At 48.5% G+C, this 22,911-nt stretch carries 24 protein-coding genes and 1 other annotated feature; of the genes, 17 read left to right on the forward strand and 7 right to left on the reverse strand.

Features of this window, described 5'->3' with window-relative positions; translation table 11 throughout:
• The first annotated feature begins 9 nt into the window (after positions 1–9).
• A complete protein-coding gene (locus ODZ53_RS24635; RefSeq protein WP_372680743.1) occupies positions 10–1,140 on the forward strand; it encodes a virulence factor in 1,131 nt (376 codons plus the stop codon).
• A 280-nt stretch (positions 1,141–1,420) separates the two neighbouring features.
• On the forward strand, positions 1,421–2,716 hold the full coding sequence (locus ODZ53_RS24640; protein ID WP_012685689.1) for a phytoene desaturase family protein: 1,296 nt from the start codon (positions 1,421–1,423) through the stop codon (positions 2,714–2,716).
• 106 nt (positions 2,717–2,822) lie between these two features.
• Here the strand turns inward: ODZ53_RS24640 and ODZ53_RS24645 are convergent, their stop codons facing one another.
• Entirely contained in the window at positions 2,823–3,635 is an 813-nt protein-coding gene (locus tag ODZ53_RS24645; RefSeq protein WP_372680745.1) for a serine hydrolase, read from the reverse strand.
• A 110-nt stretch (positions 3,636–3,745) separates the two neighbouring features.
• Here ODZ53_RS24645 and ODZ53_RS24650 point away from each other — a divergent pair, with 110 nt between their 5' ends.
• From ODZ53_RS24650 to ODZ53_RS24675, 6 genes are all read left to right on the forward strand, one after another.
• Positions 3,746–5,371, forward strand: a complete 1,626-nt coding sequence (locus ODZ53_RS24650) for a peptide ABC transporter substrate-binding protein (RefSeq protein WP_372680747.1) — start codon at positions 3,746–3,748, stop codon at positions 5,369–5,371.
• A 27-nt stretch (positions 5,372–5,398) separates the two neighbouring features.
• On the forward strand, positions 5,399–6,136 hold the full coding sequence (locus ODZ53_RS24655; protein ID WP_372680749.1) for a gamma-glutamyl-gamma-aminobutyrate hydrolase family protein: 738 nt from the start codon (positions 5,399–5,401) through the stop codon (positions 6,134–6,136).
• Positions 6,137–6,305: 169 nt separating this feature from the next.
• On the forward strand, positions 6,306–6,797 hold the full coding sequence (locus ODZ53_RS24660; RefSeq protein WP_372680751.1) for a hypothetical protein: 492 nt from the start codon (positions 6,306–6,308) through the stop codon (positions 6,795–6,797).
• A 17-nt stretch (positions 6,798–6,814) separates the two neighbouring features.
• Positions 6,815–7,255 carry a peroxiredoxin gene (locus tag ODZ53_RS24665; protein ID WP_372680753.1) on the forward strand — a complete coding sequence of 147 codons (441 nt, stop codon included), beginning with the start codon at positions 6,815–6,817 and terminating at the stop codon, positions 7,253–7,255.
• Positions 7,256–7,328: 73 nt separating this feature from the next.
• Complete coding sequence (locus tag ODZ53_RS24670; RefSeq protein ID WP_188067794.1) at positions 7,329–8,381, forward strand: DNA polymerase IV; 1,053 nt, start codon at positions 7,329–7,331, stop codon at positions 8,379–8,381.
• Positions 8,382–8,394: 13 nt separating this feature from the next.
• Positions 8,395–8,580, forward strand: coding sequence for a hypothetical protein (locus ODZ53_RS24675; RefSeq protein WP_372680755.1), 186 nt, complete (start codon positions 8,395–8,397; stop codon positions 8,578–8,580).
• A gap of 55 nt (positions 8,581–8,635) precedes the next feature.
• On the opposite strand, the gene ODZ53_RS24680 is transcribed toward ODZ53_RS24675, so the two are convergent.
• The 3 genes from ODZ53_RS24680 to ODZ53_RS24690 all read right to left on the reverse strand — a co-directional run bounded on the left by ODZ53_RS24680 (position 8,636) and on the right by ODZ53_RS24690 (position 10,951).
• Positions 8,636–9,082: a GNAT family N-acetyltransferase gene (locus ODZ53_RS24680; RefSeq protein ID WP_372680757.1), complete on the reverse strand. Its 447-nt coding sequence runs from the start codon at positions 9,080–9,082 to the stop codon at positions 8,636–8,638.
• The gene (locus ODZ53_RS24685) at positions 9,079–10,296 is read right to left on the reverse strand and encodes an MFS transporter (protein WP_372680759.1); all 1,218 of its coding nucleotides are present in this window, start codon (positions 10,294–10,296) and stop codon (positions 9,079–9,081) included. The genes ODZ53_RS24680 and ODZ53_RS24685 overlap by 4 nt, the downstream gene beginning before the upstream one ends.
• Before the next feature lie 106 nt (positions 10,297–10,402).
• Positions 10,403–10,951 (reverse strand): TetR/AcrR family transcriptional regulator, encoded by a 549-nt coding sequence (locus ODZ53_RS24690; protein WP_173604638.1) that lies wholly within the window; start codon positions 10,949–10,951, stop codon positions 10,403–10,405.
• Positions 10,952–11,165: 214 nt separating this feature from the next.
• On the opposite strand from ODZ53_RS24690, the gene ODZ53_RS24695 reads away from it, so the two are divergent.
• The 9 genes from ODZ53_RS24695 to leuS all read left to right on the forward strand — a co-directional run bounded on the left by ODZ53_RS24695 (position 11,166) and on the right by leuS (position 19,117).
• Positions 11,166–11,690, forward strand: a complete 525-nt coding sequence (locus ODZ53_RS24695) for a YqeG family HAD IIIA-type phosphatase (protein WP_012685700.1) — start codon at positions 11,166–11,168, stop codon at positions 11,688–11,690.
• The gene (gene yqeH / locus ODZ53_RS24700; protein ID WP_012685701.1) at positions 11,687–12,808 is read left to right on the forward strand and encodes a ribosome biogenesis GTPase YqeH; all 1,122 of its coding nucleotides are present in this window, start codon (positions 11,687–11,689) and stop codon (positions 12,806–12,808) included. The genes ODZ53_RS24695 and yqeH overlap by 4 nt, the downstream gene beginning before the upstream one ends.
• A 75-nt stretch (positions 12,809–12,883) precedes the next feature.
• Positions 12,884–13,735 (forward strand): shikimate dehydrogenase, encoded by an 852-nt coding sequence (locus tag ODZ53_RS24705; RefSeq protein WP_173625184.1) that lies wholly within the window; start codon positions 12,884–12,886, stop codon positions 13,733–13,735.
• Positions 13,736–13,764: 29 nt separating this feature from the next.
• Positions 13,765–14,055 (forward strand): ribosome assembly RNA-binding protein YhbY, encoded by a 291-nt coding sequence (yhbY, locus tag ODZ53_RS24710; protein WP_007727776.1) that lies wholly within the window; start codon positions 13,765–13,767, stop codon positions 14,053–14,055.
• A 14-nt stretch (positions 14,056–14,069) separates the two neighbouring features.
• Complete coding sequence (locus ODZ53_RS24715; RefSeq protein WP_372680763.1) at positions 14,070–14,663, forward strand: nicotinate-nucleotide adenylyltransferase; 594 nt, start codon at positions 14,070–14,072, stop codon at positions 14,661–14,663.
• Positions 14,647–15,237 carry a bis(5'-nucleosyl)-tetraphosphatase (symmetrical) YqeK gene (gene yqeK / locus ODZ53_RS24720; RefSeq protein WP_007727774.1) on the forward strand — a complete coding sequence of 197 codons (591 nt, stop codon included), beginning with the start codon at positions 14,647–14,649 and terminating at the stop codon, positions 15,235–15,237. Before ODZ53_RS24715 ends, yqeK begins: the two co-directional genes overlap by 17 nt.
• The gene (gene rsfS, locus ODZ53_RS24725) at positions 15,237–15,593 is read left to right on the forward strand and encodes a ribosome silencing factor (RefSeq protein WP_016742581.1); all 357 of its coding nucleotides are present in this window, start codon (positions 15,237–15,239) and stop codon (positions 15,591–15,593) included. Before yqeK ends, rsfS begins: the two co-directional genes overlap by 1 nt.
• A gap of 6 nt (positions 15,594–15,599) precedes the next feature.
• A complete protein-coding gene (locus tag ODZ53_RS24730) occupies positions 15,600–16,349 on the forward strand; it encodes a class I SAM-dependent DNA methyltransferase (protein WP_372680765.1) in 750 nt (249 codons plus the stop codon).
• A gap of 39 nt (positions 16,350–16,388) precedes the next feature.
• Positions 16,389–16,633 (forward strand) — a binding site (T-box leader).
• A 66-nt stretch (positions 16,634–16,699) separates the two neighbouring features.
• Positions 16,700–19,117, forward strand: coding sequence for a leucine--tRNA ligase (gene leuS / locus ODZ53_RS24735; RefSeq protein ID WP_372680767.1), 2,418 nt, complete (start codon positions 16,700–16,702; stop codon positions 19,115–19,117).
• Between the two features lie 94 nt (positions 19,118–19,211).
• Here the strand turns inward: leuS and comER are convergent, their stop codons facing one another.
• From comER to asnB, 3 genes are all read right to left on the reverse strand, one after another.
• Positions 19,212–20,045, reverse strand: coding sequence for a late competence protein ComER (comER, locus tag ODZ53_RS24740; RefSeq protein WP_372680769.1), 834 nt, complete (start codon positions 20,043–20,045; stop codon positions 19,212–19,214).
• Between the two features lie 66 nt (positions 20,046–20,111).
• Positions 20,112–20,816, reverse strand: a complete 705-nt coding sequence (locus tag ODZ53_RS24745; RefSeq protein ID WP_372680771.1) for a helix-hairpin-helix domain-containing protein — start codon at positions 20,814–20,816, stop codon at positions 20,112–20,114.
• A gap of 119 nt (positions 20,817–20,935) precedes the next feature.
• Positions 20,936–22,864, reverse strand: a complete 1,929-nt coding sequence (asnB, locus tag ODZ53_RS24750) for an asparagine synthase (glutamine-hydrolyzing) (protein WP_372680773.1) — start codon at positions 22,862–22,864, stop codon at positions 20,936–20,938.
• Positions 22,865–22,911 lie beyond the last annotated feature (47 nt).

A 22,911-nucleotide genomic window follows, 5' to 3' on the forward strand; every position in this document is an offset into this window, starting at 1 on the left:
TGACTCATTATGAAACTGTTGTCCATCGAACCGACGCCGAGTCCAAACGTCATGAAGCTGAATGTAGACGAGCGTTTGCCGGATGGGGTCCAACATGTCTATACAAAGAAAGATACGAGTAAAGCACCAGAACTCATGAACAAGCTCTTGGAGATCGAAGGGGTTACCTCCATTTTTCATACGGCAGATTTTCTCGCGCTGGAGAGAAAGTCTAATGCAGATTGGCAACGTATTTTGATGGTCGCGCGCGAGGTTTTGCATGCAGGTGGAGGAGCGGCTGTTCCTGACCTGTCTGCCGAGGGGGCGGGGGCATTTGGAGAGGCGCAAGTGTACATACAAATGTTCCGTGGAGTTCCGATGCAGGTCAAGGTGACCATGGGGACGGAGCAGATTCGTGCAGCGTTGCCAGAACGTTTTGGACAGGCAGCTGTGCGGGCGGGATCTGCGTCGCCTAACCTCATCATGGAGCGAAAATGGGTCGAGCATGGCGTACGCTATGGCGATTTGCGCGAGATTGGTGAGGAGGTCGCACTGGAAGTCGATGCCTCCTATCCGGAGAGCCGTGTGGAAGAAATCGTGGAACAGGCCATGGCGCTTGGTCCCGGGGAAACCCCAGAGCCAGTCGTGCGTGAAAAGAAAGTCGTTACGCTGGAGATGCTCGATGATCCGGATTGGCAAAAAAGATATGAAGCGCTGGATCGAATGGAGCCTACTGAAGAGGATTTGCCTGTTTTGGAAAAAGCGCTTCGTGATGGGAAGCCGTCGATTCGCAGGCTGGCGGTTGTGTATTTGGGCATGATTGGCGGGGATGATGTCTTCCCGTTGCTATTTGAAGCGCTCCGCGATGATTCCGTCTCTGTACGACGCACAGCGGGAGATACCTTGTCTGACTTAGGTGACACACGCGCAATTCTGCCGATGTGTGAGGCGTTGAAGGATAAAAACAAGCTGGTACGCTGGCGTGCTGCACGTTACTTGTTTGAGGTGGGGGATGAAACGGTCTTGGATGCTTTGCGTGCCGCACAGAACGATCCTGAGTTCGAGGTCAGCTTGCAAGTCCAAATGGCGGTCCAGCGGATTGAAAGCGGCGAGGCGGCAAGCGGTACCGTTTGGCAGCAAATGACTCGGCGAAACGATTAGTTCGCTCCTTCCCGTTGCGTTTGAGCCCTATATCAAGCAGATTCCTGCTAGAGAGGGCTTTTTTGTGGTATTTTCGTTGGTTGGATATACAGCGGATAGCGGGGCATACTGCTTCAAGAAGAGCGGTAAACAAGCTGGTTCATTAGGTAAATATTGGTATAAGTCAGTATAAAAATAGACACAGTTCAATAATAGTTGACTTCCACCTTATCCATCCCTTAGACTAGGATAGGGTTTAGTTTATGTATTCAACATCGCTAGTGCGTAGGGGAGATTGTGTATGACAACCAATCACTATGACGTTGTTATTGTAGGTGGAGGACTTGCTGGTCTTTCCAGCGCTGCCTACCTGTCGTCGAAAGGCAAAAAAGTTGCAGTTTTGGAACGCGGTCAATTGGGTGGACGTGCCGTTACACTGAAGATTAAAGGATTTAACTTCAACTTCGGTGCCCACGCCATTTATGCTCGCGACAGCTCCGTTTTGAGAACGTTTGAAAAAGAATTGGGTCTGAACATCGATTGGCAGGATTTCAATCCGACAAAAGCCAAGTACGATATTGGTAGCGATCTGACTGCAGTTCCGGCGAATGTACAAGGACTTTTCCAAACGAAGCTCTTAAAAGGTATGGACAAAGTATTGTTCACGTTTGAGATTTTGAAAACGATGCTAAAAATGGAGAAAGGCCATCCACATATGTCGATTCAAAAGTGGATGGAGAAAAAGCAAGTCAACGAAGAAGTGCGAGAAATGATGTTGACGCTTGCTTCTTCCAACTTCTTCACGCGTGAGCCTGAAAAGATTCCTTCTGACGTTTTCTTTTCTTACTACAGCCGTTTGTTTACAACGAATAAACCGGTAGCGTATATCGGTGGCGGCTGGCAAGCACTGATTAATGAATTCGTGCGTGTGATTGAAGCAAATCAGGGTACGATTCTGATCAAAACCAAGGTAGAAAAGTTCCACGTAGAGAATGACCGTGTGGTTGGAGTGGTGACACCGGAGGGCGAATTTACGGCGGATGAATTTATTTGCTGTATTCCGCCGAAGGAGATGGCGAAGGTCTTTGCGGAGACGCGCCTGGAACATGCCGTTGCACAGCATGCTGAATACGAGCCAACGGTTGTTATGGTGTATGACATTGGCTTGAAAGAGCGAATTGACGTACCGTTCTCCTACATCTACGAAAAAGCAAACAATATTTTCATTACCGATATCTCGTATTATGACCGCACTTGTGTACCTGAAGGCGGGCAGTTGCTGCAGGCGACTGCTTACATGCGTCAGGATGAAGTAGGAAACAAGGAAGCGGCCGAAATCCGCAAACAAGAGATTGAAAACCTGTATGACAAGCATTTCCCAGGCTGGCGTGAGCAACTGGTTGTGCCGCGCGTTTCTGCTCGTGCAGTCGTACAGGAGATCAAATGGACCATGAATCAGAAGCCAATGCCGATTTTCATGCCGGATTACCGCAACCTGTTCTTTGCGGGTGACTGGTGTGAAGGACAAGGCCAACTGTCTGAGCTGTCTTTCTCTAGCGCGATGAATGTTGCCAAGCTGATTTTGGAAAAAGAATAAGTTGATGACGAGCGGGTGTTCCTTGGAGAAAGGAATGCCTGCTTGTTTTTTCTCATTCAACGTTATAAAGAGAAAGCCCGCCAATGGAGATGGCAGGCCACATGGATTACGCTTTCTGACTATATGCGTGATAAACAAGATTGCCGATTTGCGCCATGACGTTGGCGGCATCCTTTTGCTCGAGTCCCTTGTTTAAAATGGACAAGGTGACAGCGTGTGAACCGATGTAGAGGATCCCGACATCATGCGTGATTTTGGTTACAGAGCCAGTCTTGTTGGCGAATTCCCATTTCGGAATCGTCCCGATCACATCACCGTCCGGGTCAGGCAAAAGGAAGGGGATGCGCTCACGGTGCTGTTGTGTCTTCAAGATGGCAACCATTTTTAAACAGCTGTCGTAGGAGATGATTTTTCCTGTTGCCAAGTAGCGGAGGTGGCTTCCCATGTCTTTTGCCGTCACCTCATTGTATCCTTCCAATTCGGCTGGGACGACCATAAGCTTGTTGTAGAAGTGACTGTTTGTCATTTCGGTTTTTTGCATCGCGTTGCGGATGCTCTCTGTTCCCACGAGATCAATCATCATGTTCGTCGCCGTATTGTCGCTTTGGATGATCATCAGAGTAACCAGGTCGCGAATCGTAAATTCAGTGCCGGGAGTCATATGCTGAAGAACACCTGCACCGCCAACGAGATCCTCTGTACGCAGCTTGATTTTGTCCTCGAAGGCAAACTTGCCTGCATACGCCTCTGCAAAAACAGCGGTCATGATCGGGACTTTGATCACACTGGCTGCATAGAAGCGCTGATCTTCGTTGATGGATAATGTTTCGCCGGTTTGCAAATCTTCGAAAAAGATTCCCCATTCCCCGCCAGCGTCCTTGATCAGACTGGATATTTGGGCAAAAAGACTGGATAACATGTAGACCCATCTCCTTTTGTTTCGATGTAGACAAAATTTTCTCAAGATAATATTATTTAGTCATGCTCCTAACAATCAAGAAGAATTATTCGAAGATGGGGGTTTTGCTGTTGCATAAGTGGAAGAAACTATCATTTTGTGCTGTTCTGTTAACCAGTTTAGCATTCGCTGGTTGTGGAGCACCGCAAGCAAGCAACACGGGGGAGACGATAGGTGCGAAGCAGGAGCAGAGTAGCGCCCCCCAAACAATGCAGGTCAACCTGAACTCAGGTGAGCCAAGCACGATCGACCCTGGACTGGCAGAAGATATCCCTTCGATGTCTGTTGCCCGTGCAGCATTTGATGGCCTCCTGCGCCTGAATGAAAAAGGCGAGCTAAAAGAGGCGGTCGCAGAGAAGTACGAGGTTTCCGCTGATGGTCTCACGTACACCTTCCATCTGCGGGAGTCCAAATGGACCAATGGAGATCCGGTTACGGCTCATGACTTCGAATACGCATGGAAACGGGTTCTCGACCCGAAAACCGCTTCCGGTTACGCGTATCAGATGTACTATTTGAAAAATGGGCAAGCCTTTAACGCCAACAAGGGAAAAGCCGAAGATGTCGGCGTGAAGGCAACAGACGACAAGACGCTGGTGGTTACACTGGAAAACCCGGCACCGTTTTTCCCGGGACTGGTTGCGTCTGTCACCTATTTCCCGGTCAACAAAAAAGCGGTTGAGGGCAACAAAGAGTGGGCTTCGAAGCCAGAGACGTACATTTCAAACGGGCCATTCAGCTTGAAAAATTGGGAGCACAAATCAAAGATCGAATTCGAAAAGAACGATTCTTACTGGGATAAGGACGCTGTCAAATTGTCCAAGCTGACGTTGAACATGATCGAGGATGCCAATACAGAGCTGTCGATGTTTGAAAAAGGTGATCTGGATTGGGCGGGCTCACCACTGGGCGATTTGCCACTGGATGCGCTGGATGCGCTGAAAGCATCTGGAAAGATGCAATCTCAAGCAACAGCGGGTACGTACTGGTACATTTTTAATACGAAGCAAAAGCCGTTTGACAACAAAAAGATTCGTCAGGCATTTGCTACGGCAGTGAATCGTCAGGAAATCTCCGATAATGTCGTACCATACAAGAGTACACCAGCGACGGGTATTCTCCCGCCGACCATGGCACTCACGCCAGAGGGCTACATCAAAGACGGCGATGTAGATACCGCGAAGAAGCTCTTGGCGGAAGGGATGAAAGAAGCGGGGATCAAAGAGTTGCCACCGATTACGATTGCATACAATACATCAGAGGTCAATTCACGTATTGCGACAGTCATTCAGGATCAATGGCGCAAAGCATTTGGCATCGAAGTCAAACTGGTTAACAAAGAGAACAAGGTTCACCGTGAGGACATGAAGCAAGGGAACTTCACCATCGGTCGTGGTAGCTGGATTGGCGATTTCAACGATCCGATCAACTTCCTGGAAGTCTTCAAGGGTGGACTGAATACATCCAAATGGGAAAACAAGGAATTCCTCGATTTGCTCGCGCAATCTGCGAAAGAAGGGGATGTAGCGAAGCGCAAGGAAATCCTCAAGAAAGCTGAACAAATCGTCATGGATGAAATGCCTGCGTTGCCAATCTACTATTTCACCTATGCGTGGGTGAAGCAGGATAGCGTTAAAGATGTGGTAGTAGATGCACTCGGGTTCATCGATTTCAAGTACGCTTCCAATCAAAAGTAATCATGAGTCTATGAGGGAGTGACTGGCGTGCGTCCAATCATTGGTGTGGCATGTACGAAAATGTATTTTCCGAAGAACGATCTCGACCAGTTTTTCTATGTAGGTTCAGGCTATGTGAACGGAATTGCGCGCAGTGGTGGTACTCCACTGATCTTGCCACTGTTGACGATTCAGGATGCTCCGTTTCGTGAGATGATCGAATCGCTGGACGGCTTGATTTTGTCCGGTGGTGAAGATCCTGCGCCGCATTTGTACGGCGAAGACCCGCTGCAAGGGCTGGGCGATATCAATTACGAAAGAGACATCACGGAGCTTGAGATTATCAAGATTGCGCTGGAGCAAAAAAAGCCAATCCTGGGCATTTGCCGCGGGATGCAAATTTTGAATGTGGCGTGTGGCGGCACCCTCATTCAAGATATCCCGAGTCAAGTACCAGGAGCATTACAGCATGCGCAGAAGGGTTCACGGCAATACGGGGCGCACAAGATTACGCTGCAACCTGGCTTTGTAGCGGATGCCCTCGGAAAGACAGAGGTGCTCGTGAACACCTCTCATCACCAAGCAGTCAAAGATATAGCACCGGGCTTCAAAGTCACAGGATGCGCGGCTGATGGTGTGATTGAGGCGATGGAAAGCCTCGACGGGCTACATGTAGGCGTACAGTGGCATCCAGAACGGATGTGGGCACACGACGACGACATGTTGAAGATTGCCGAGGCATTTGTTGCTCGGGTAAAGCAGTTGAAGCTGCAAGCGACTAACTAGAGTCGTAATGAGAGAAACCGTTCTGGGATTGCCCAGAGCGGTTTTTTTGCGTGCGGGAGGGCTTCCCCGTGCGGTTGCTCATGCCAATGGTAGAAGTGTAGTGAAACAAGGATAAATGACAGGCAGAATCGAACTTCACGTAAGAGAATGGATTTCGTGAGGTGAGTATTTGAAGAAAATAATGGTTGTTATTTCGCTTTTTCTACTCGTTTTTCCAAGGTTTCTCTTCGCAGAGTATTTTGCTGAACGCGAAATGAAAATGATAACCACAAATTATTATCAAGCGCTAATCGATGAAGACTACGCAACGGCTTTCGAGATGCTTTATCTTTATGATGCAAACGGCAGGCACCCAGTTGATGGGACAACGTTAAGTAACCAGGAAGCGAAAAAATTTTATATGAAAAAGGTCGCCTTCTTACAAGCTCAACAGTATAAAATGAAAGACTTTGAGATCACAAAGATTAGATACGAAGATGGGCATACTGCCTTTCTTGAAATGAAGTTTGAAGTTGAGCAGGGTGGACAAAGATTTGAACATGCAGAAACCGTACATGTATGGGAAGGAAAGGTATGGATTATGGGGGAGGAGAAAGATCCGTTCACAAAGTATCGGGATGGGCGAATGAATTTTGACATACCGGAAGCCCCTGTAAACTGAGCATAGAGGTGAGAGTAATGTTAAAGGTCGGAGACTCGGCTCCCGTCTTTACGGCGACGAGCACAAAAGGAACCACTGATCTTAGGAATCACATCGGCAAAGAAAATATTGTCCTCATCTTCTATCCGGGCGATGATACCCCGATTTGCACGAAGCAGCTATGTGCGGTTCAGGATCACTACACCAAAATCGAACAAACAAATACCGTCGTTTTTGGTGTCAATCCCGGTGGCATGGACAAAAAGCGCTCGTTTGCTGATAAGTTCCGTTATGAATTTCCGTTGATTGTGGATGAAGACGAATCCATTCGAAAAGCATATGATGTCGGCAAGGTTCTCGGATTGTTTTTCCAGCAACGTATTGTGTATATCATAGGCAAAAACGGAACGATCATCTACGCCAAAAAAGGAAATCCTCCAGTATCAGAGCTGCTACAGGTAATCGAAAACCAAGACTAGGACGTTCTCGCTTGCGTCAATGGAACAAAACAGGGATAATAGAAATGAGAATGTATGTTTGGTGGGTATCCCTATGAAAAAAATTCTTCACTTGGATATTGACGCATTTTTCGCGAGTGTAGAGCAGTTAGATCGCCCTGAACTTCGGGGGAAGCCGGTCATTGTCGGGGGAACTGGCAATCGAGGTGTCGTATCGACCTGTAGCTACGAGGCACGCAAGTACGGTGTTCGCTCCGCAATGCCAGTCGCCATGGCGAGGAAGAAATGTCCGCAAGGCTATTATTTGCCTGTCCGCTATAGCCGTTATATCGAAAAATCTGCTGAAGTCAGACAGATATTTACTTCTTATACAGAGCGTTATCAAACAGTGGGTCTAGACGAGGCTTATTTGGACGTGTCCCATTATGAGAATGCGGTACCGATCGCCCGCGATATCAAGAGGCGAATCAAACGAGAGACCGGACTTACTTGCAGCATCGGACTTTCCTACAATATGTCGTTGGCTAAGATTGCCAGTGATTTGAAAAAGCCGGATGCTTTTGTCATCATCCGACCAGAGCAGGCTTTGGATGTGCTGCGGCCGTTGCCAATTGGTACCTTGCACGGAGTTGGAAAAAAGTCACAAGAGCTGCTCGCGAAAAAGGGGATTGAAACGGTAGAGGATTTTTGGCGGCTTTCACTCGATGAGGCCACTACATTATTTGGGAAGTTCGGTCGTTCCCTCTATTACCGGGCGAGGGGAGAAGACAATCGCGAAATTGAAATGGACCGCGCGCCGAAATCATCGAGCCGCGAAACGACTCTGCCCTTTGATTTGTTTGACAGGGAAGCGATTGCGCCGATTGCCACCTCTCTCTTGCGTGAAGTCGAAGAGGACATCCGCGAAGAAGGGGTCGAGCCCCAGACGATTACGCTAAAAATCAAGTACGCGGACTTTACCCAGCGGACCAAGCAGCACAAGGCTGTGGCGGGGGCTAATTGGCAGGAGCTGTTGGACGATTTGCTCGACGCTTTTGACTATACAGCGGGCGTTCGATTAGTTGGTGTAGGCTTTTCGAATTTTGCAGAGCAGCAAGGGGAGCGGTACGAACAGCTCTCGATGTTTTCGTGGAAGCTGGGGAGGTAAGGGAGGGAGAACAGTGGAGACAGAGAATGCCTTTCATTGCTGTGCGACCTGTATTCATTTTCGCGTGGAGAAAGGTACGGGAGGAGTCAGTTATCGATGTTCTCGTCTGACCTATGAGACGCGTCCGGACTATCGATTCCAATGCTGGACTCCGACTGAGAAGGTCAAGCGACTGATAGAAGCACGGAAAAGTCAATGATAACGACAAAAAAAGAGGCACCCCCTTCGTCCGTATCGACAGAGGAGGTGCCTTTCTATTCAATTGTCAAGTCGAGGACCATCACTTCCTCCGGTCCATCCATTTCGCCATTGGAGGTAAAGCCTAACGACTCATACAGCTTGCGAGCGAACTCGTTTGCAGGATGAATACTCAAGTAAACGCGCGTACAGCTGTAGCGTCTGCACATTTCTTTAACGAGCATGCGCAGAAAATTTTTGGCGTAACCCTTCCCCTGATGGCGACCATCAATCATAAAGCGATCCAGCCAAATTCGGCCATTCTCTACTTCGATCCCGTGCATGGCATAACCGACAGCGATGTCCTTGTCATACAAACCGCATGATATCCATTCCGGTTCAAACCCTGATTGGGCGATGGAAAAAGAGTTACTTTCGATGAAGGCGTGTTGACCTTCCGTTACAGTCAAGCTGGCAATTTGGCGCCAATTTTCTTTCGTAATTTCACGAATCGACAAGCTCAAAATTTCATCTCGCTTTCCTTAGTGTAAAGACTGGCAGATTTGCTTGCTTTTAATTGCACAAAAAGTAAAATGCCGAAGCCAAGGATGGATGCCGCCACGATCAGGAGGGCAGACGATACAGGAAGTAAATCTGTCAAAATTCCCCCTGCCAGTGGGCCTGCAACCATTCCGATCCCGTGAAACATATTAAAGAGAGAGTAGGCTGTGCCGTATGCACCGCTTCCTCCTTGGTCAATGATGGCCCCCAATGTAGCCAAGGTAGGCGATAAGGTGAAACCAATGCTGGCTCCAATCAGGGCCATTGCGAGCATTGCCTGCCAGAGGGAGTCGGCCCACGCTAAAAATGGCAGAAACACAGCCAGCGTCATGATTCCGCCAAACATGAGGTTATACGGATTCATGCGGCCAGAAAGTGAGCCGGCAACTGGGGCGATCAGTCCGTACGCGAGTGTCATGACCCCAAACAAAAGACCAATCGTTGTCGGCGTCATGCTGAGTTTCTCTGTAAAAAATACGGGTAACGTCGGTTCCAGCAAGCAAAGGGAGATTTCAGCCAACAGGACGATTCCAGCGATAAAGATGACTTGCGGATTGCGGATAAATCCACCGACATGAAGCTTTTCGCTGACAGTTTTCGTTGCGTCTTCCTTCAAGAACAAGTAGACCAGCACAATGTTGATCACAGTAAAGGCTGCTGCTGCCAGGAAAGGCATGCGATGGTCACTGATTTCAAACAGCCATCCGCCAATCGGCGCTCCGAGCAATGTACCCGTCGAAATGGCCGTCAATGCAATTCCCATTACAGTTCCGCGCATTTTGGAAGGGAACAAATCCGCCAAGAGGGCGAGGGCAGTTGGCCATGTAGCCGCAGCAGCAATACCTTGAACAAAACGCGCGGTAATCAACAGGGCCATTGTTTCAGAGAAAGCAAACAACAACGTGGAAGCAGCAAGACCGAGCAAACCGATCAAAAGCATGGTTCGTCTGCCGATCCGATCGGATATCGGCCCGAAAATAGGAGTGGCAATGAGCATTGCGATCGCATAGCTGCTAAACAGCACGCCCATCATTGTAGAGGATGGCTGCAGCTTTTCCGTAAAATAAGGAACAATCGGAATCAATAAGCTATACAGCAGCATATCGATGAAAAGGATCAGGATGACAAACAAAAGTCCGATTCGTTGTTGTTTGGTCATTTGTGTAAAAATGGACATGATGGAACACCTCTTAACTATAAAAACTATTTTTGTTTTATTGGTTTTCTTGCAAAGAATGATATCGTGGTCTTCCAATGTTAGTGGGATGACCACGAGTCATTTGTTACCTTTTATCGGCTGGTACCAATCCAAATAAGAGGACATCTACAATAGCGGAAAGCGCTTCTGAGACTGTAATCTGGTTTTTCATGTAAAAGCGCTGGTCGAGTGTAGAATTCAGCGCATCGACAATGACCTTCAGCATGAGCGTGACGTCCATATTGACGATGAGTCCTTCTCGAATCGCTTGCTCAAGAAGGACGCGAAGCGTCTGCCAGTCCTCGGATAGAGAAGCCTCGACTTGGGCATATTGCTCAGGATAATATCGCTTCATCTGTTCGAGGATGCGCAAATCATAAAATTCATAGTGTGTCGGTAAAACCATCATGACGCCTTTGATTTTATCGATAAGAGAGAGACTGTCGTCTGCGAGAATTTGCTGTGTTTTTTCATCGCCCTCTTCAAAGGACTGCTGTATGATTGTTTCCAGAATTTCCACTTTGGATGAGAAGTGCTCGTATAACGTGCGTTTGCTGATCCCGAGCCGCTTCGCCAAATCATCCATGGAGAATTTCATGCCTTTATCGCGAATCTCTTCAATGAAACCCTTCATGATCCGGTTTTTAATTGCAATCGACCCCCAGCCAAAACAACGGAATAGAAAACCATAAAAACAAAAATGGTTTTCTCGGTAACGCCATTTTACACAGGATGAGAGTGCAATGCAAGTGGTGATCATGCTTTTTGTTTTGCAACCAAGTGGTCGATTATGGTATAGTAAGTGCCGAAATCGCGGTTGATTGCTTCACATCATTTGGAGGTGCCCCGTGTTTTTAGAGAAGCTGATGCCTAGTCAGTTCGTCGAATCAATCCATCACATTGACATAGATCAATTGAAACGAAATAACATCCGTGCGGTGATTACAGACTTGGATAATACCTTGGTGGAATGGGACAGGCCACATGCAACCGAGGAGGTCATCAACTGGCTTGCTCGCATGCATGAGGCAGGCATACAGGTCACTGTTGTCTCCAACAACAACAAGGAGCGTGTAGACCGCTTCTGTGCCCCATTAAATCTCGGGTTTATTTATGCGGCCAAAAAGCCGACAAACCGTGCCTTTTTGCAGGCAGTGCGGCAGATGAATGTAACCATCGCTGAGACTGTTGTCATTGGCGATCAATTGTTTACCGATGTGCTGGGAGGAAATCGATTAGGATTTCATACGATCCTGGTTGTTCCTGTAGCCCAGACGGATGGTTTTTGGACGCGCTTTAATCGTCAGATGGAGCGTGTGGCCCTTATTTGGATGGAGAGGAAAGGAATGGTTTCGTGGAGGAGAAAAGCATGACGGAACAATCGCATGGCTCTTGTGCTGGATGTGGGATTGCCATTCAGACAGCGGATGCAAAAAAGCCAGGCTATGCACCTGAATCCGCGCTTGGCAGAAAGGTAATCATTTGCCAGCGCTGTTATCGCATCAAGCATTATAATGAAGTAGCTCCCGTAGGAATGGGCGATGACGACTTCCTCAAGATTTTGGATGGCATCGGCTCTACGGAGTCTCTTGTCGTAATGGTAGTCGATATCTTTGACTTCCAAGGCTCCTGGCTCAAGGGTTTGCCACGTTTTGTCGGGAAGAATCCGATTTTGCTCGTGGGTAACAAGGTTGATCTGCTGCCGAGAAACATCAACCTGAACCGTGTACGCAACTGGATGCAGCACGAAGCAAAAGAACGCGGACTGCGCCCGGAGGATGTCGTACTGATCAGCGCGCAAAAAGGGCTTCATATTGATGAATTGTTGAATCGCATTGGAGAGCTGCGCAAAGGCCGTGATGTGTACATTGTCGGTGTGACCAACGTAGGAAAGTCGACGATGATCAACCGCATCTTGCATGACTACGGTGCGGCTGAGCTGGAGATTACCACTTCGCCATTCCCTGGTACGACACTGGACAAAATCGAGATTCCACTCGAGGATGGCCGCTCCATTTTTGATACGCCAGGAATCATTAATCGCGACCAGATCGGACATATGGTATCCCCGACTGATCTGAGAAAGATTACCCCGACCAGCCGGATTAACTCCAAGGTGTATCAGCTCGATGATGGGCAATCGCTCTTTTTGGGTGGTTTAGCCCGTATCGACTTCGTACGCGGAGAGAGACAGCCGTTCATCGTCTATGTCGACAACGATCTGTACATCCACCGGACGAAGCTGGAGAAAGCAGACGAAGTGATGCAAAAGCATCATGGAACCTTGCTGGTACCACCAACAGGGGAGGAAGCTGCGAAAGCACTTCCACCATTTGTGAAGCACACCTTTAAAATCAACAAGTCCACCATGACCACTGACATCGTAATTTCCGGTTTGGGCTGGGTCAGCATCCAAGGAAAACACGAAGCGAGTGTTGTCGTGCATGCACCTAAAGGCGTAAGTGTTGGGATGCGCAAAGGGCTGATCTAGCTTAAACAAGAAAAGTCGAGGTAGCCTTGCCCCTTGCCATATGCTATAGAGAGACGTCCGGGGAGGAAAAGCTCCATGATTACAAGCAAAACACAACTGGTTGGCCTGTTTGGGCATCCAGTTTCCCACTCACAATCACCGATGATGCACAATACAGCTTTTTTAGAGACCGGGTTGGGATTTGCCTATGCTGCGTTCGATGTGGAACCGGAAAATCTGGAAGATGCAGTCGCGGGTATTCGCGCGTTAGGCCTGAAGGGGATTAACGTCACGATTCCCCACAAGGTCGCTATCATGCCGATGCTGGATGAAATCGATCCGCTTGCCAAACGAATCGGTGCCGTTAATACCGTCGTTTCTCGTGATGGACGCTTGATCGGCTATAACACAGATGGTATGGGCTATGTTCGTTCGCTTGTGGAAGAGACGGGAATCGTTCTTGAAAAGCAAGTGGTAACCATGGTAGGGGCTGGAGGCGCTGCGCGAGCTGTGGCGTTTACCTTGGCTGAACAAGGAGTCAAGGAAATTCGCATCATCAATCGTTCCCGGGAAAGAGCCGCGGTATTGGCTGAGCATGTCGGAACGATTGTACCTACGAAAATCGTAGAACAAGGCGAAGGGGAAGCAGCTATCGCGGACTCTTCGCTGTTGATCAATACGACATCGATCGGAATGCTGCCAAACGTGCAGGAGACACCTGTGCCAGCAGAGTGGCTTCATTCCGGTTTAACCGTTAGCGATCTGATTTATAACCCGCTCGAAACACGTCTGCTCAAAGAAGCGCGTGCCATCGGAGCCACTGTTCATTCCGGAATCGGCATGTTTGTGAATCAAGGTGCACTGGCATTCGAGCTGTGGACGGGCGAGCAAGCACCAACTGGGGTTATGCGTGAGGTCGTCTTGCAACAATTAAAGAAAACAACCTGATTGGCAGGATATAAAAGGAGGCATTGCCGATGTTGACCGGCAAGCAAAAGCGCTTTTTGCGCGCAGAAGCACATCATCTCACCCCTATTTTCCAAGTTGGAAAAGGTGGAGTAAACGAAAACATGATCACGCAGATCAAAGAAGCGTTGGAAGTACGTGAATTGATCAAGGTAGCGATTTTGCAAAACAATAATGACGATAAACATCAAGTGGCTGAAGATCTCGCTGCAGGTGCTGGAGCAGAGCTTGTGCAGTTGATTGGCCATACAGTTGTCTTGTATAAAGAGTCTCGGGAGAACAAGACGATCAAGCTTCCGTAAGTGACCTGCATGCAATGAGACAGCCAATCAAGCAAGTAGGGATCATGGGAGGAACGTTTGACCCGATTCATTGTGGGCACTTGCTGGCGGCCGAACAAGCCAGAGAGCAAGCGGGCCTGGATGAAATCTGGTTTATGCCTACACACGTTCCACCACACAAAGAAAGAGAGAGTCTGACGCTGGCGCATCACCGCTTGCAAATGGTTCAGCTGGCCGTGTCTGATCACGAGGTGTTTCGTGTTACAGATGTGGAGTTCGAAAGAAAAGGGCCATCGTACACCTATGATACGATGACTCAGCTCATTAGGCAGTTCCCGGATTGCCGTTTTTCCTTTATCATGGGGGGAGATATGGTAAAAATCTTGCCCAAATGGTACCAGTACCAAGAGCTGATTCATATGGTACGCTTTATAGGTCTAGCGAGACCAGGAACCGAACTGGACCTAAAATCGAGCGAGGACGTCACATTTGTGGAGATGCCTGTTTGGGACATATCCTCCACGATGATTCGCAAGAAGGCAGCTGCCAGGAAAAGCATCCGTTATCTTGTGCCTGATGCCGTGGAGCGCTATATAAAGGAGAACCGAATCTATGAGACTTTTGGATAATCGGGAAGAGCTTCTCGTTCGCGTACGGCAACAGATGCATGAAAAGCGCTACAATCACACGCTAGGGGTGGCTGCGTCGGCTCGCGAGCTGGCAGAGAGATTCGGGGCTGATCCTGACAAAGCCGAGCTTGCTGGTCTGTTGCACGATTACTGCAAGTGCTGGCCTGTGGAAAAAATGTTTGAGATTCTCGTTCGCCACGATATGCCTACAGAGCTTTTGGAAGGGGAAAAAGAGCTGTGGCACGCTTTTGCGGCAGCGATTGTGATCCAGACTGACCTAGGTGTAACGGATGCAGATATTTTACAAGCTGTTCGCTACCATACGACGGGGCGGGCTGGCATGTCCCTGTTAGAAAAAGTCGTCTGTGTGGCAGACTATATAGAACCAAACCGGGTTTACCCCGGTGTCGATTTTATTCGCGCCAAAGCCATGCATGATTTGGATGCCGCTCTGGCACTTGCCTTGGGAGGCACCATTCAATTTTTGATAGAAAAGCAAAAGACAGTTTTCCCGTTGACATTGACGGCCTATAACGATTTGGTTTCCCGCAAAGGGAGAGAAGGAGGGTTTTGATGGTTAAAACAGTAGAAGATTTGGCCCAGTTGGTTGTGAAGGCAGCAGAGGACAAAAAAGCAGAGAACTTGAAGGTGCTCGATATTAGAAAGCTGTCTGTGATCGCAGACTATTTCATGATTTGCCACGGAAACAACGAGCGTCAAGTACAGGCAATTGTTCGCGAAATTCGTGACCAAGCCCACAAAAACGGCTTTGACGTCCGCGGTATCGAGGGAGCGGATGAAGGTCGCTGGGTACTGGTTGATCTGGGTGATATCGTCATTCACGTTTTCCATCGCGAAGATCGCGAGTTTTACAACCTGGAGCGCCTGTGGAAGGACGCAGAGGAAGTTTCCTTCAGCACGGAAGGGTAAGGACAGATGGCATACGCACATATGGCCGCTGTATATGACAGGCTGATGGCGGATACTCCTTATGACCAGTGGCTCGATTGGGTTGAGCGTCATTGGAAAAAGGGAGAGAAGCCTGTGCGGGTCATTGATCTTGGCTGTGGGACTGGCACGATTGCGATCCCACTCGCCAAGCGGGGATACCGAGTTACGGGAGTGGATCTCTCAACAGAAATGCTTGCAATCGCCTATGACAAAATGAGGCAGGAGCAGGTAGAAGTAGCGTGGGTGGAGCAGGATATGCGGGAGCTGTCCTTGCCGGAAGTGGATGCAGTCATCTCCTTGTGTGATTCATTGAGCTATCTTACAGAGGAAGCGGATGTGCAGGAAACGTTCAAGCGCGTTTTCGCCCATCTCGCGCCTGGTGGGAGCTTTCTGTTTGATGTGCACAGCCCGTACAAGATGCTGCACATTTTCGGGGACGAGACGTTCACACATGTAGAAGATGAAGTTTCGTACATTTGGCAATGTTTTTGCGACCCACTGCGACTAGAGGTAGAGCATCAGTTAACGTTTTTCATTCGTCAGCCAAACGGATTGTATGAGCGGATGGAAGAGGAGCATTGGCAAAGGGCTTACCAGCCTGTCCAACTGATGCGCTGGCTGACAGATGCTGGCTTCACAGATATCATCATCACCGCTGATTACTCGGATTTGCCACCACAAGAAGCGAGTGAGCGCCTATTTTTCTCAGCCCGCAAGCCGAAAAGTTTGACATGATTGGTTCGGATTGACTATAATGGCGTTATAACTACAGATTTCGACGCGTTTAAGAGGAATAGTAGGAATCGGATTCGAGCATTCACAGAGAGTTGACGGATGGTGCAAGTCAACCCGGATCTATCTGAACTCACCTCCCAGCACTTGCCCCCAAGGTCATCCAAGTCATGACTGCGTAAGGGTGAGCGGCTTATCCCCGATACGGATGAAACAAGTGGGTGAATGCTTGTCATTTGCCAATCTGGGTGGTACCGCGGGAATGTAAACAACCTCTCGTCCCTTTCGCAAGAGCGATCTGGGATGTGAGGTTTTCTTTATTTTTACCTATTTTAAGATGGGAGTGCTTTACCATGGTATTCAGTCATCGCAATGTCGAAAAGAAGTGGCAGCAATATTGGGAGCAGAACAAGACCTTCAAAACCTCCGAGGATGAAGGCAAGAAAAAGTTTTACGCACTCGACATGTTCCCGTATCCATCTGGAGCTGGCCTGCACGTAGGACATCCGGAAGGCTATACGGCTACTGATATTTTGTCCCGCATGAAGCGGATGCAAGGATATAACGTTCTCCACCCAATGGGCTGGGATGCGTTTGGCTTGCCAGCGGAGCAATACGCTCTCGATACAGGAAACGATCCGGCGGAATTCACCGAGCACAATATCAACACCTTCCGTCGCCAAATTAAGTCGCTCGGATTTTCCTACGACTGGGATCGTGAAATTAACACAACTGATCCGCATTACTACAAGTGGACACAATGGATTTTTACGAAGCTGTATGAGCACGGCTTGGCTTATATTGACGAGGTAGCTGTAAACTGGTGCCCTGCTTTGGGAACGGTTTTGGCGAACGAAGAAGTGATTGATGGAAAAAGTGAGCGTGGCGGACACCCAGTAGAACGCCGCCCAATGAAGCAATGGGTCTTGAAAATTACTGCGTATGCGGAAAGACTGCTCGCTGACCTGGATGAACTGGATTGGCCAGAGAGCATCAAGGAAATGCAACGCAACTGGATCGGCCGTTCTGAAGGGGCAGAAGTAGCCTTTGGTATCGAAGGTCATGATGAATCCTTTACCGTCTTTACGACTCGTCCAGACACTCTTTACGGGGCAACCTATGCGGTACTGGCTCCTGAGCACAAGCTGGTTGAACAAATTACCGTACCGGCTCAAAAAGAAGCAGTAGAAGCGTACCTGGATCAAGCAAAGCGCAAGAGCGATCTGGAGCGTACTGATCTGGCAAAAGAAAAGACAGGAGTATTTACCGGAGCGTATGCGATCAACCCGGTTAACGGCGAGCGTCTGCCAATCTGGATTGCAGATTACGTGCTGATCAGCTACGGAACAGGCTCCATCATGGCGGTTCCGGCGCACGATGAACGCGACTATGAGTTTGCGAAAACATTCGATCTGCCAATCAAGCAAGTCATCGCTGGTGGCGATATCACCAAAGAAGCGTATGCAGGCGACGGAGAGCACATTAACTCCGGCATGCTCGATGGTTTGAACAAAGAACAGGCGATCAGCAAAATGATTGAGTGGCTGGAAGCAGAAGGCAAAGGAAATCGCAAGGTAACGTACCGTCTGCGCGACTGGCTGTTCAGCCGTCAACGTTACTGGGGTGAACCAATTCCGATTCTCCACCTGGAAGATGGCACGATGAAAGTCGTTCCAGAATCCGAACTGCCAATCATGTTGCCAAAAACAAAAGAAATCAAACCATCCGGTACAGGTGAATCGCCATTGGCAAACATCGCGGAGTGGGTCAACACTGTCGATCCGGAAACAGGCATGAAAGCACGCCGTGAGACAAACACGATGCCGCAATGGGCGGGTAGCTGCTGGTACTTCCTGCGCTTCATCGATCCACACAATGACAAGGCATTGGCTGATCCAGACAAACTGAAAGAATGGCTGCCAATCGACATTTACATTGGTGGTGCAGAGCATGCGGTACTGCACTTGCTCTACTCTCGTTTCTGGCACAAGTTCCTGTACGATATCGGTGTCGTACCAACCAAGGAACCGTTCCAAAAGCTGTTTAACCAAGGGATGATCCTGGGTGAAAACAACGAGAAAATGAGTAAGTCCAAAGGCAACGTTGTAAACCCAGACGATATCATCGACAGCCATGGTGCCGATACACTGCGCATGTACGAAATGTTCATGGGGCCACTGGATGCATCGATCGCTTGGTCGACAAAAGGCTTGGATGGCGCACGCCGCTTCCTAGATCGCGTATATCGTCTGTTTGTGGGTGACAACGGTGAGCTGAACGAAAAAATCGTGGAAACCTCCAACGTAGCTGGCATGGAGCGCGTGTACCACCAAACTGTTAAAAAAGTAACAGAAGACTACGAGGGCCTGCGTTTCAATACAGGTATCTCTCAGTTGATGGTATTCGTAAACGAAGCGTACAAAGCAGAAGTTTTGCCGAAGAAATTCATGGAGGACTTTGTAAAAATGCTGTCTCCAATCGCTCCGCACTTGGGTGAAGAGCTGTGGGAAAAACTCGGTCACAGCGAGAGCGTGGCATACGCAGCATGGCCAACGTACGACGAGGCGAAGCTGGTTGAAGACGAGGTAGAAATCGTCCTGCAAATTAACGGTAAAAACAAAGAAAAGCTGCTTATCGCTTCTGATTCGACGAAAGAACAGATGGAAGAGATGGCGAAAAACAACGAGATGATTAACGAACTGATCGAAGGAAAAACGATCGTCAAAGTCATCGCTGTTCCGGGCAAACTGGTGAATATCGTCGTTCGTTAAGAAAAGGACGACAAGAAATAAGAAGAGGAGTGGAACCTGAGAGTGACAGGTATCCACTCCTTTTTTCGTCAATCCACGCTTACGTCGTCATACGCTAATGCGGCTGATTGTTCAAATTTCGTGCAACCAGTTCCTGATCCTCGGCAAACTTCGCTTGTGTGCGGCGAAATACTTGGGCGAAAAGACCAGGAATACCGTCTTGCAAAGGAATCAGTCCTTCCCCAGTAATTCCTCCGGGCACGCAGACCCTTTTTTGGAGAGTAGGGAGGGTGAACGCTTCTTCCCGTAAAAGATCTGCGATCCCAATTAGCATTTGCGTAGTCATGTAGGTAGCAGCTTCTGCGGAAATACCTGTTTCTTCAACAGCTTCTTGAATCATTTGCTGCAAAATATAGCTGATAAACGCTGGCCCACAACTGACAATGTCAGAAGTAATTCGTAAAAAAGGCTCTGAAATCTCAACAGGGGAGCTAATGTGCGCAAACAGACTTCGTATGAATTGACGCTGTTCCTCTTGGATTCGTGATCCGAATTCACATAAGCTAACACCACTCATCACGGCATTTGTTATAGAAGGAACGACTCGGGCAACGGCACAAGGAACTTGAGACTCCAAATCCGCTAGTTTGATCGGACTGGTGATCGTAATCAACAGGTGGTCTGGCGTTAAGGCAGGAGCGATTTGTTCAAGCATCACGCTATATTCCAGTGGCTTGACGCACAGCACGATCGTTGTAGCTTCTTTGACCAAATCGGCATTGCTGTGCGCGACAATGAGCCCAGGATGTTTTTCTGCCAGTTGCTGCGCCTTCGCAGGGGTTCTGTTGCTGATAATGACATGACCAGGTGTCAGCGCCTTGGCTGACAGCAATGATTCAATCAAGATACTGCCCATGCTGCCCGTACCAATGAACCCAATTCTATTCATGGGCATACCTCCCTCCGATATTCTTCTCCCATTCTATGTAGGAGCACCTATGATCATGACCGGATCTCATTGTACCACCAGCCGATCCTTTATCCGTGCAAACATCTTCTCGCCAATTCCCTCAATCTGTTTCAGGTCATCCGCTGAACGAAATGGCCCTTGTTTTGACCGGTAATCCACGATTGCCTTTGCACGAGCTTCTCCAATTCCGGGAAGGCTCATGAGCTCATCGGCAGTTGCCGTGTTGAGGTTTATGACTGAAGAGGCACCAGTGGTGGATACGCTTGCAGCAGATTGTACAAGGCCAATGGATGCGGAGACTGGCGCGGTTGCTCCTTTAGCCGGGATGACAAGAGCAGCTCCATCTGCAAGCGGTGCTGCCAAATTGATCTGTACCAGGTCAGCATCAGGAAGTGCTCCTCCTGCTTTTTCGATGGCTGTTGCGACACGCGTACCTGGTTCAAATTGGTATAAACCGGGGTTTTTCACTTGCCCTTTCACATCGACATAGAGAGGAGAGGGGAGTGGTTCCTTATTCTTATCTTTTTCCGGCGTTGCTTTTACCGGCTTGTCAGGTTGAGCAGCAACTGAATCATCTGTTCGTTCTTTTGCTTCAACATCTGATGCTGCATAAGCTGGAGTATGCAACGGTAGTTCGGCAGTCTTATGCGATTGGTCGTGTTGATAAAGCCAATAGCTACTACCGACAAACAGAACAGCCGCAGTCAGCAAGAGGATACGGCGATAACGCTCCCACCATTCCAACACCATAACAAAAAAACCTCCCGTCCTTCACGTAGCGATACGTTCATAGAGAGAACTTGTTCTCTATGAACGATGCTACGAAAAGTAAGAGAGGGTCTGCAAATCTATTTACTCTGTTTTCGCCGTTAGCCGATATGCTGCAACGAAGAATTTTTCTTGCGGCGAAGGTCTACATTCGGGCTGACATAAGGCTCAAAATTGTGCTTTTGCTCAATGAAGATTTGATGCCACAGCATGAAGACCAGGATCGTCCAGATTTTGCGGCTGTAATCCGCATTGCCTTCACGGTGTTCATCGAGCATGTAGAGCACATAGGCCTTATTGATCAAATTATCCACCTTGGATTCAAAAATGATCTCTTTTGCCCATTTGTAAAATTCGTTTTTGAGCCAATGACGAGTCGGAACAGGGAAGCCCAGCTTCTTTCTCGATTGGATCTCAGGTGGTAAGAAGTCTTTCATCGCTTCACGAAGCACGTGCTTGGTCGTGCCGTTGGCAATTTTGTACTTGGTTGGAATGGTAGCGGCGAATTCAAATACCTTCAGATCAATGAAAGGCACTCGCAACTCCAAAGAATTGGCCATCGTCATCTTGTCGGCCTTCATCAAAATGTTGCCTCTGAGCCAAGTGTGAATGTCCAAGTATTGCATCTTGGTCACATCATCATATTCGGAAGCGCGTTTGTAAATCTCTTCTGTAATGGTGAAAGGAGATACATACGATTCCGAACGGGTAATATCCTCCATGACGACGCGCTTTTTCATCTCTTCGCTGAAAATCAGCGCGTTTCCGAAGAAGCGCTGCTCAACCGTTTTCGACCCGCGAATGAGGAAGTTTTTCCCTTTTACCTGATCAGGGAGGCGTTCTGCCATGTATCCGATGGATTGGCGCATCCAGCCAGGCATTCCGGAAAACATTTTGAGAGAATGAGGCTCTCTGTAAATATTGTATCCGCCAAAAAATTCATCTGCACCTTCACCGGACAATACAACGGTTACGTGTTCACTCGCCATCTGTGCTACGAAATAGAGCAAGATGGCAGATGGGTCTGCTACCGGTTCGTCCTGATGCCAGATCAGTCTTGGCAATTCGTCCATGTACTGCTTGGCGTTTATCACGCGCTCGAAATGCTCCGATCCCAAGTATGCTGCGGTTCGCTTCGCATAATCGAGCTCGCTATAACCAGGGATATCCGACCCGACAGAAAAAGATTTGACTGGCTCGAATGTACGCAACATCCCAACGATACTGCTAGAGTCAACTCCACTAGACAAGAAGGCTCCACGAGAAACTTCGCTAATCCGGTGTTTGTCGACAGATTCAAGCATGACACTGCGTGTACCCTCAACAAAATAAGAGAACGGCTTGCTTTCATCAGGCTTGAATTCTACATCCCAGTACCTTTCCAGCTTGATCCGGTCGTTTTCAACCACGAACGAGTGTGCAGGTGGTATACGGTAAATGCCAGCAAACATCGTTTCAGGATCAGGTACATATTGGAACGTCAAATAGTGATAAAAAGCGGTTGGATTCACTTCACGCTTGAAGCCTGGCAGCTCCAGCAAGCTTTTGATCTCACTGGCAACCCCGATCGAATCATTCGTCTCGACATAGTAGAGAGGCTTGATTCCAAAATGGTCGCGTGCCCCAAACAGACGTTTTTTACGGGAGTCGTAGATCGTAAAGCCAAACATCCCGCGTAAATGCTTAGGTGCATCTGTTCCTACCTCTTCATAAAGGTGGAGGATGGTCTCAATATCAGAATCGGTATGGAAAACGTGACCGATGTCCTTTAACCATTGCTGTAACTCTTTGTAATTGTAGATTTCGCCGTTACCAATAATCCAGATGTCACGTGTTTCGTTAAACAGCGGTTGATGTCCGCCTTCCACGTCAATGATGCTTAAACGACGAAAGCCCAGGGCGATGTTGTCTTCAAGGTGAAAACCATCGTCATCTGGACCACGGTGCAGGATGACACCCGTCATTGCACTAATCGCTTCTTGTTGAACAGGCTTTTGCCGCTTGTTATAGAGTGATACGATTCCGCACATAAGAAATGACTCTTCCTCTCACTGGATTGCTCCTGCTAACTCTATCA

This window comes from Brevibacillus sp. BD137 (assembly GCF_041644655.1).
GTDB lineage: Bacteria > Bacillota > Bacilli > Brevibacillales > Brevibacillaceae > Brevibacillus > Brevibacillus brevis_D.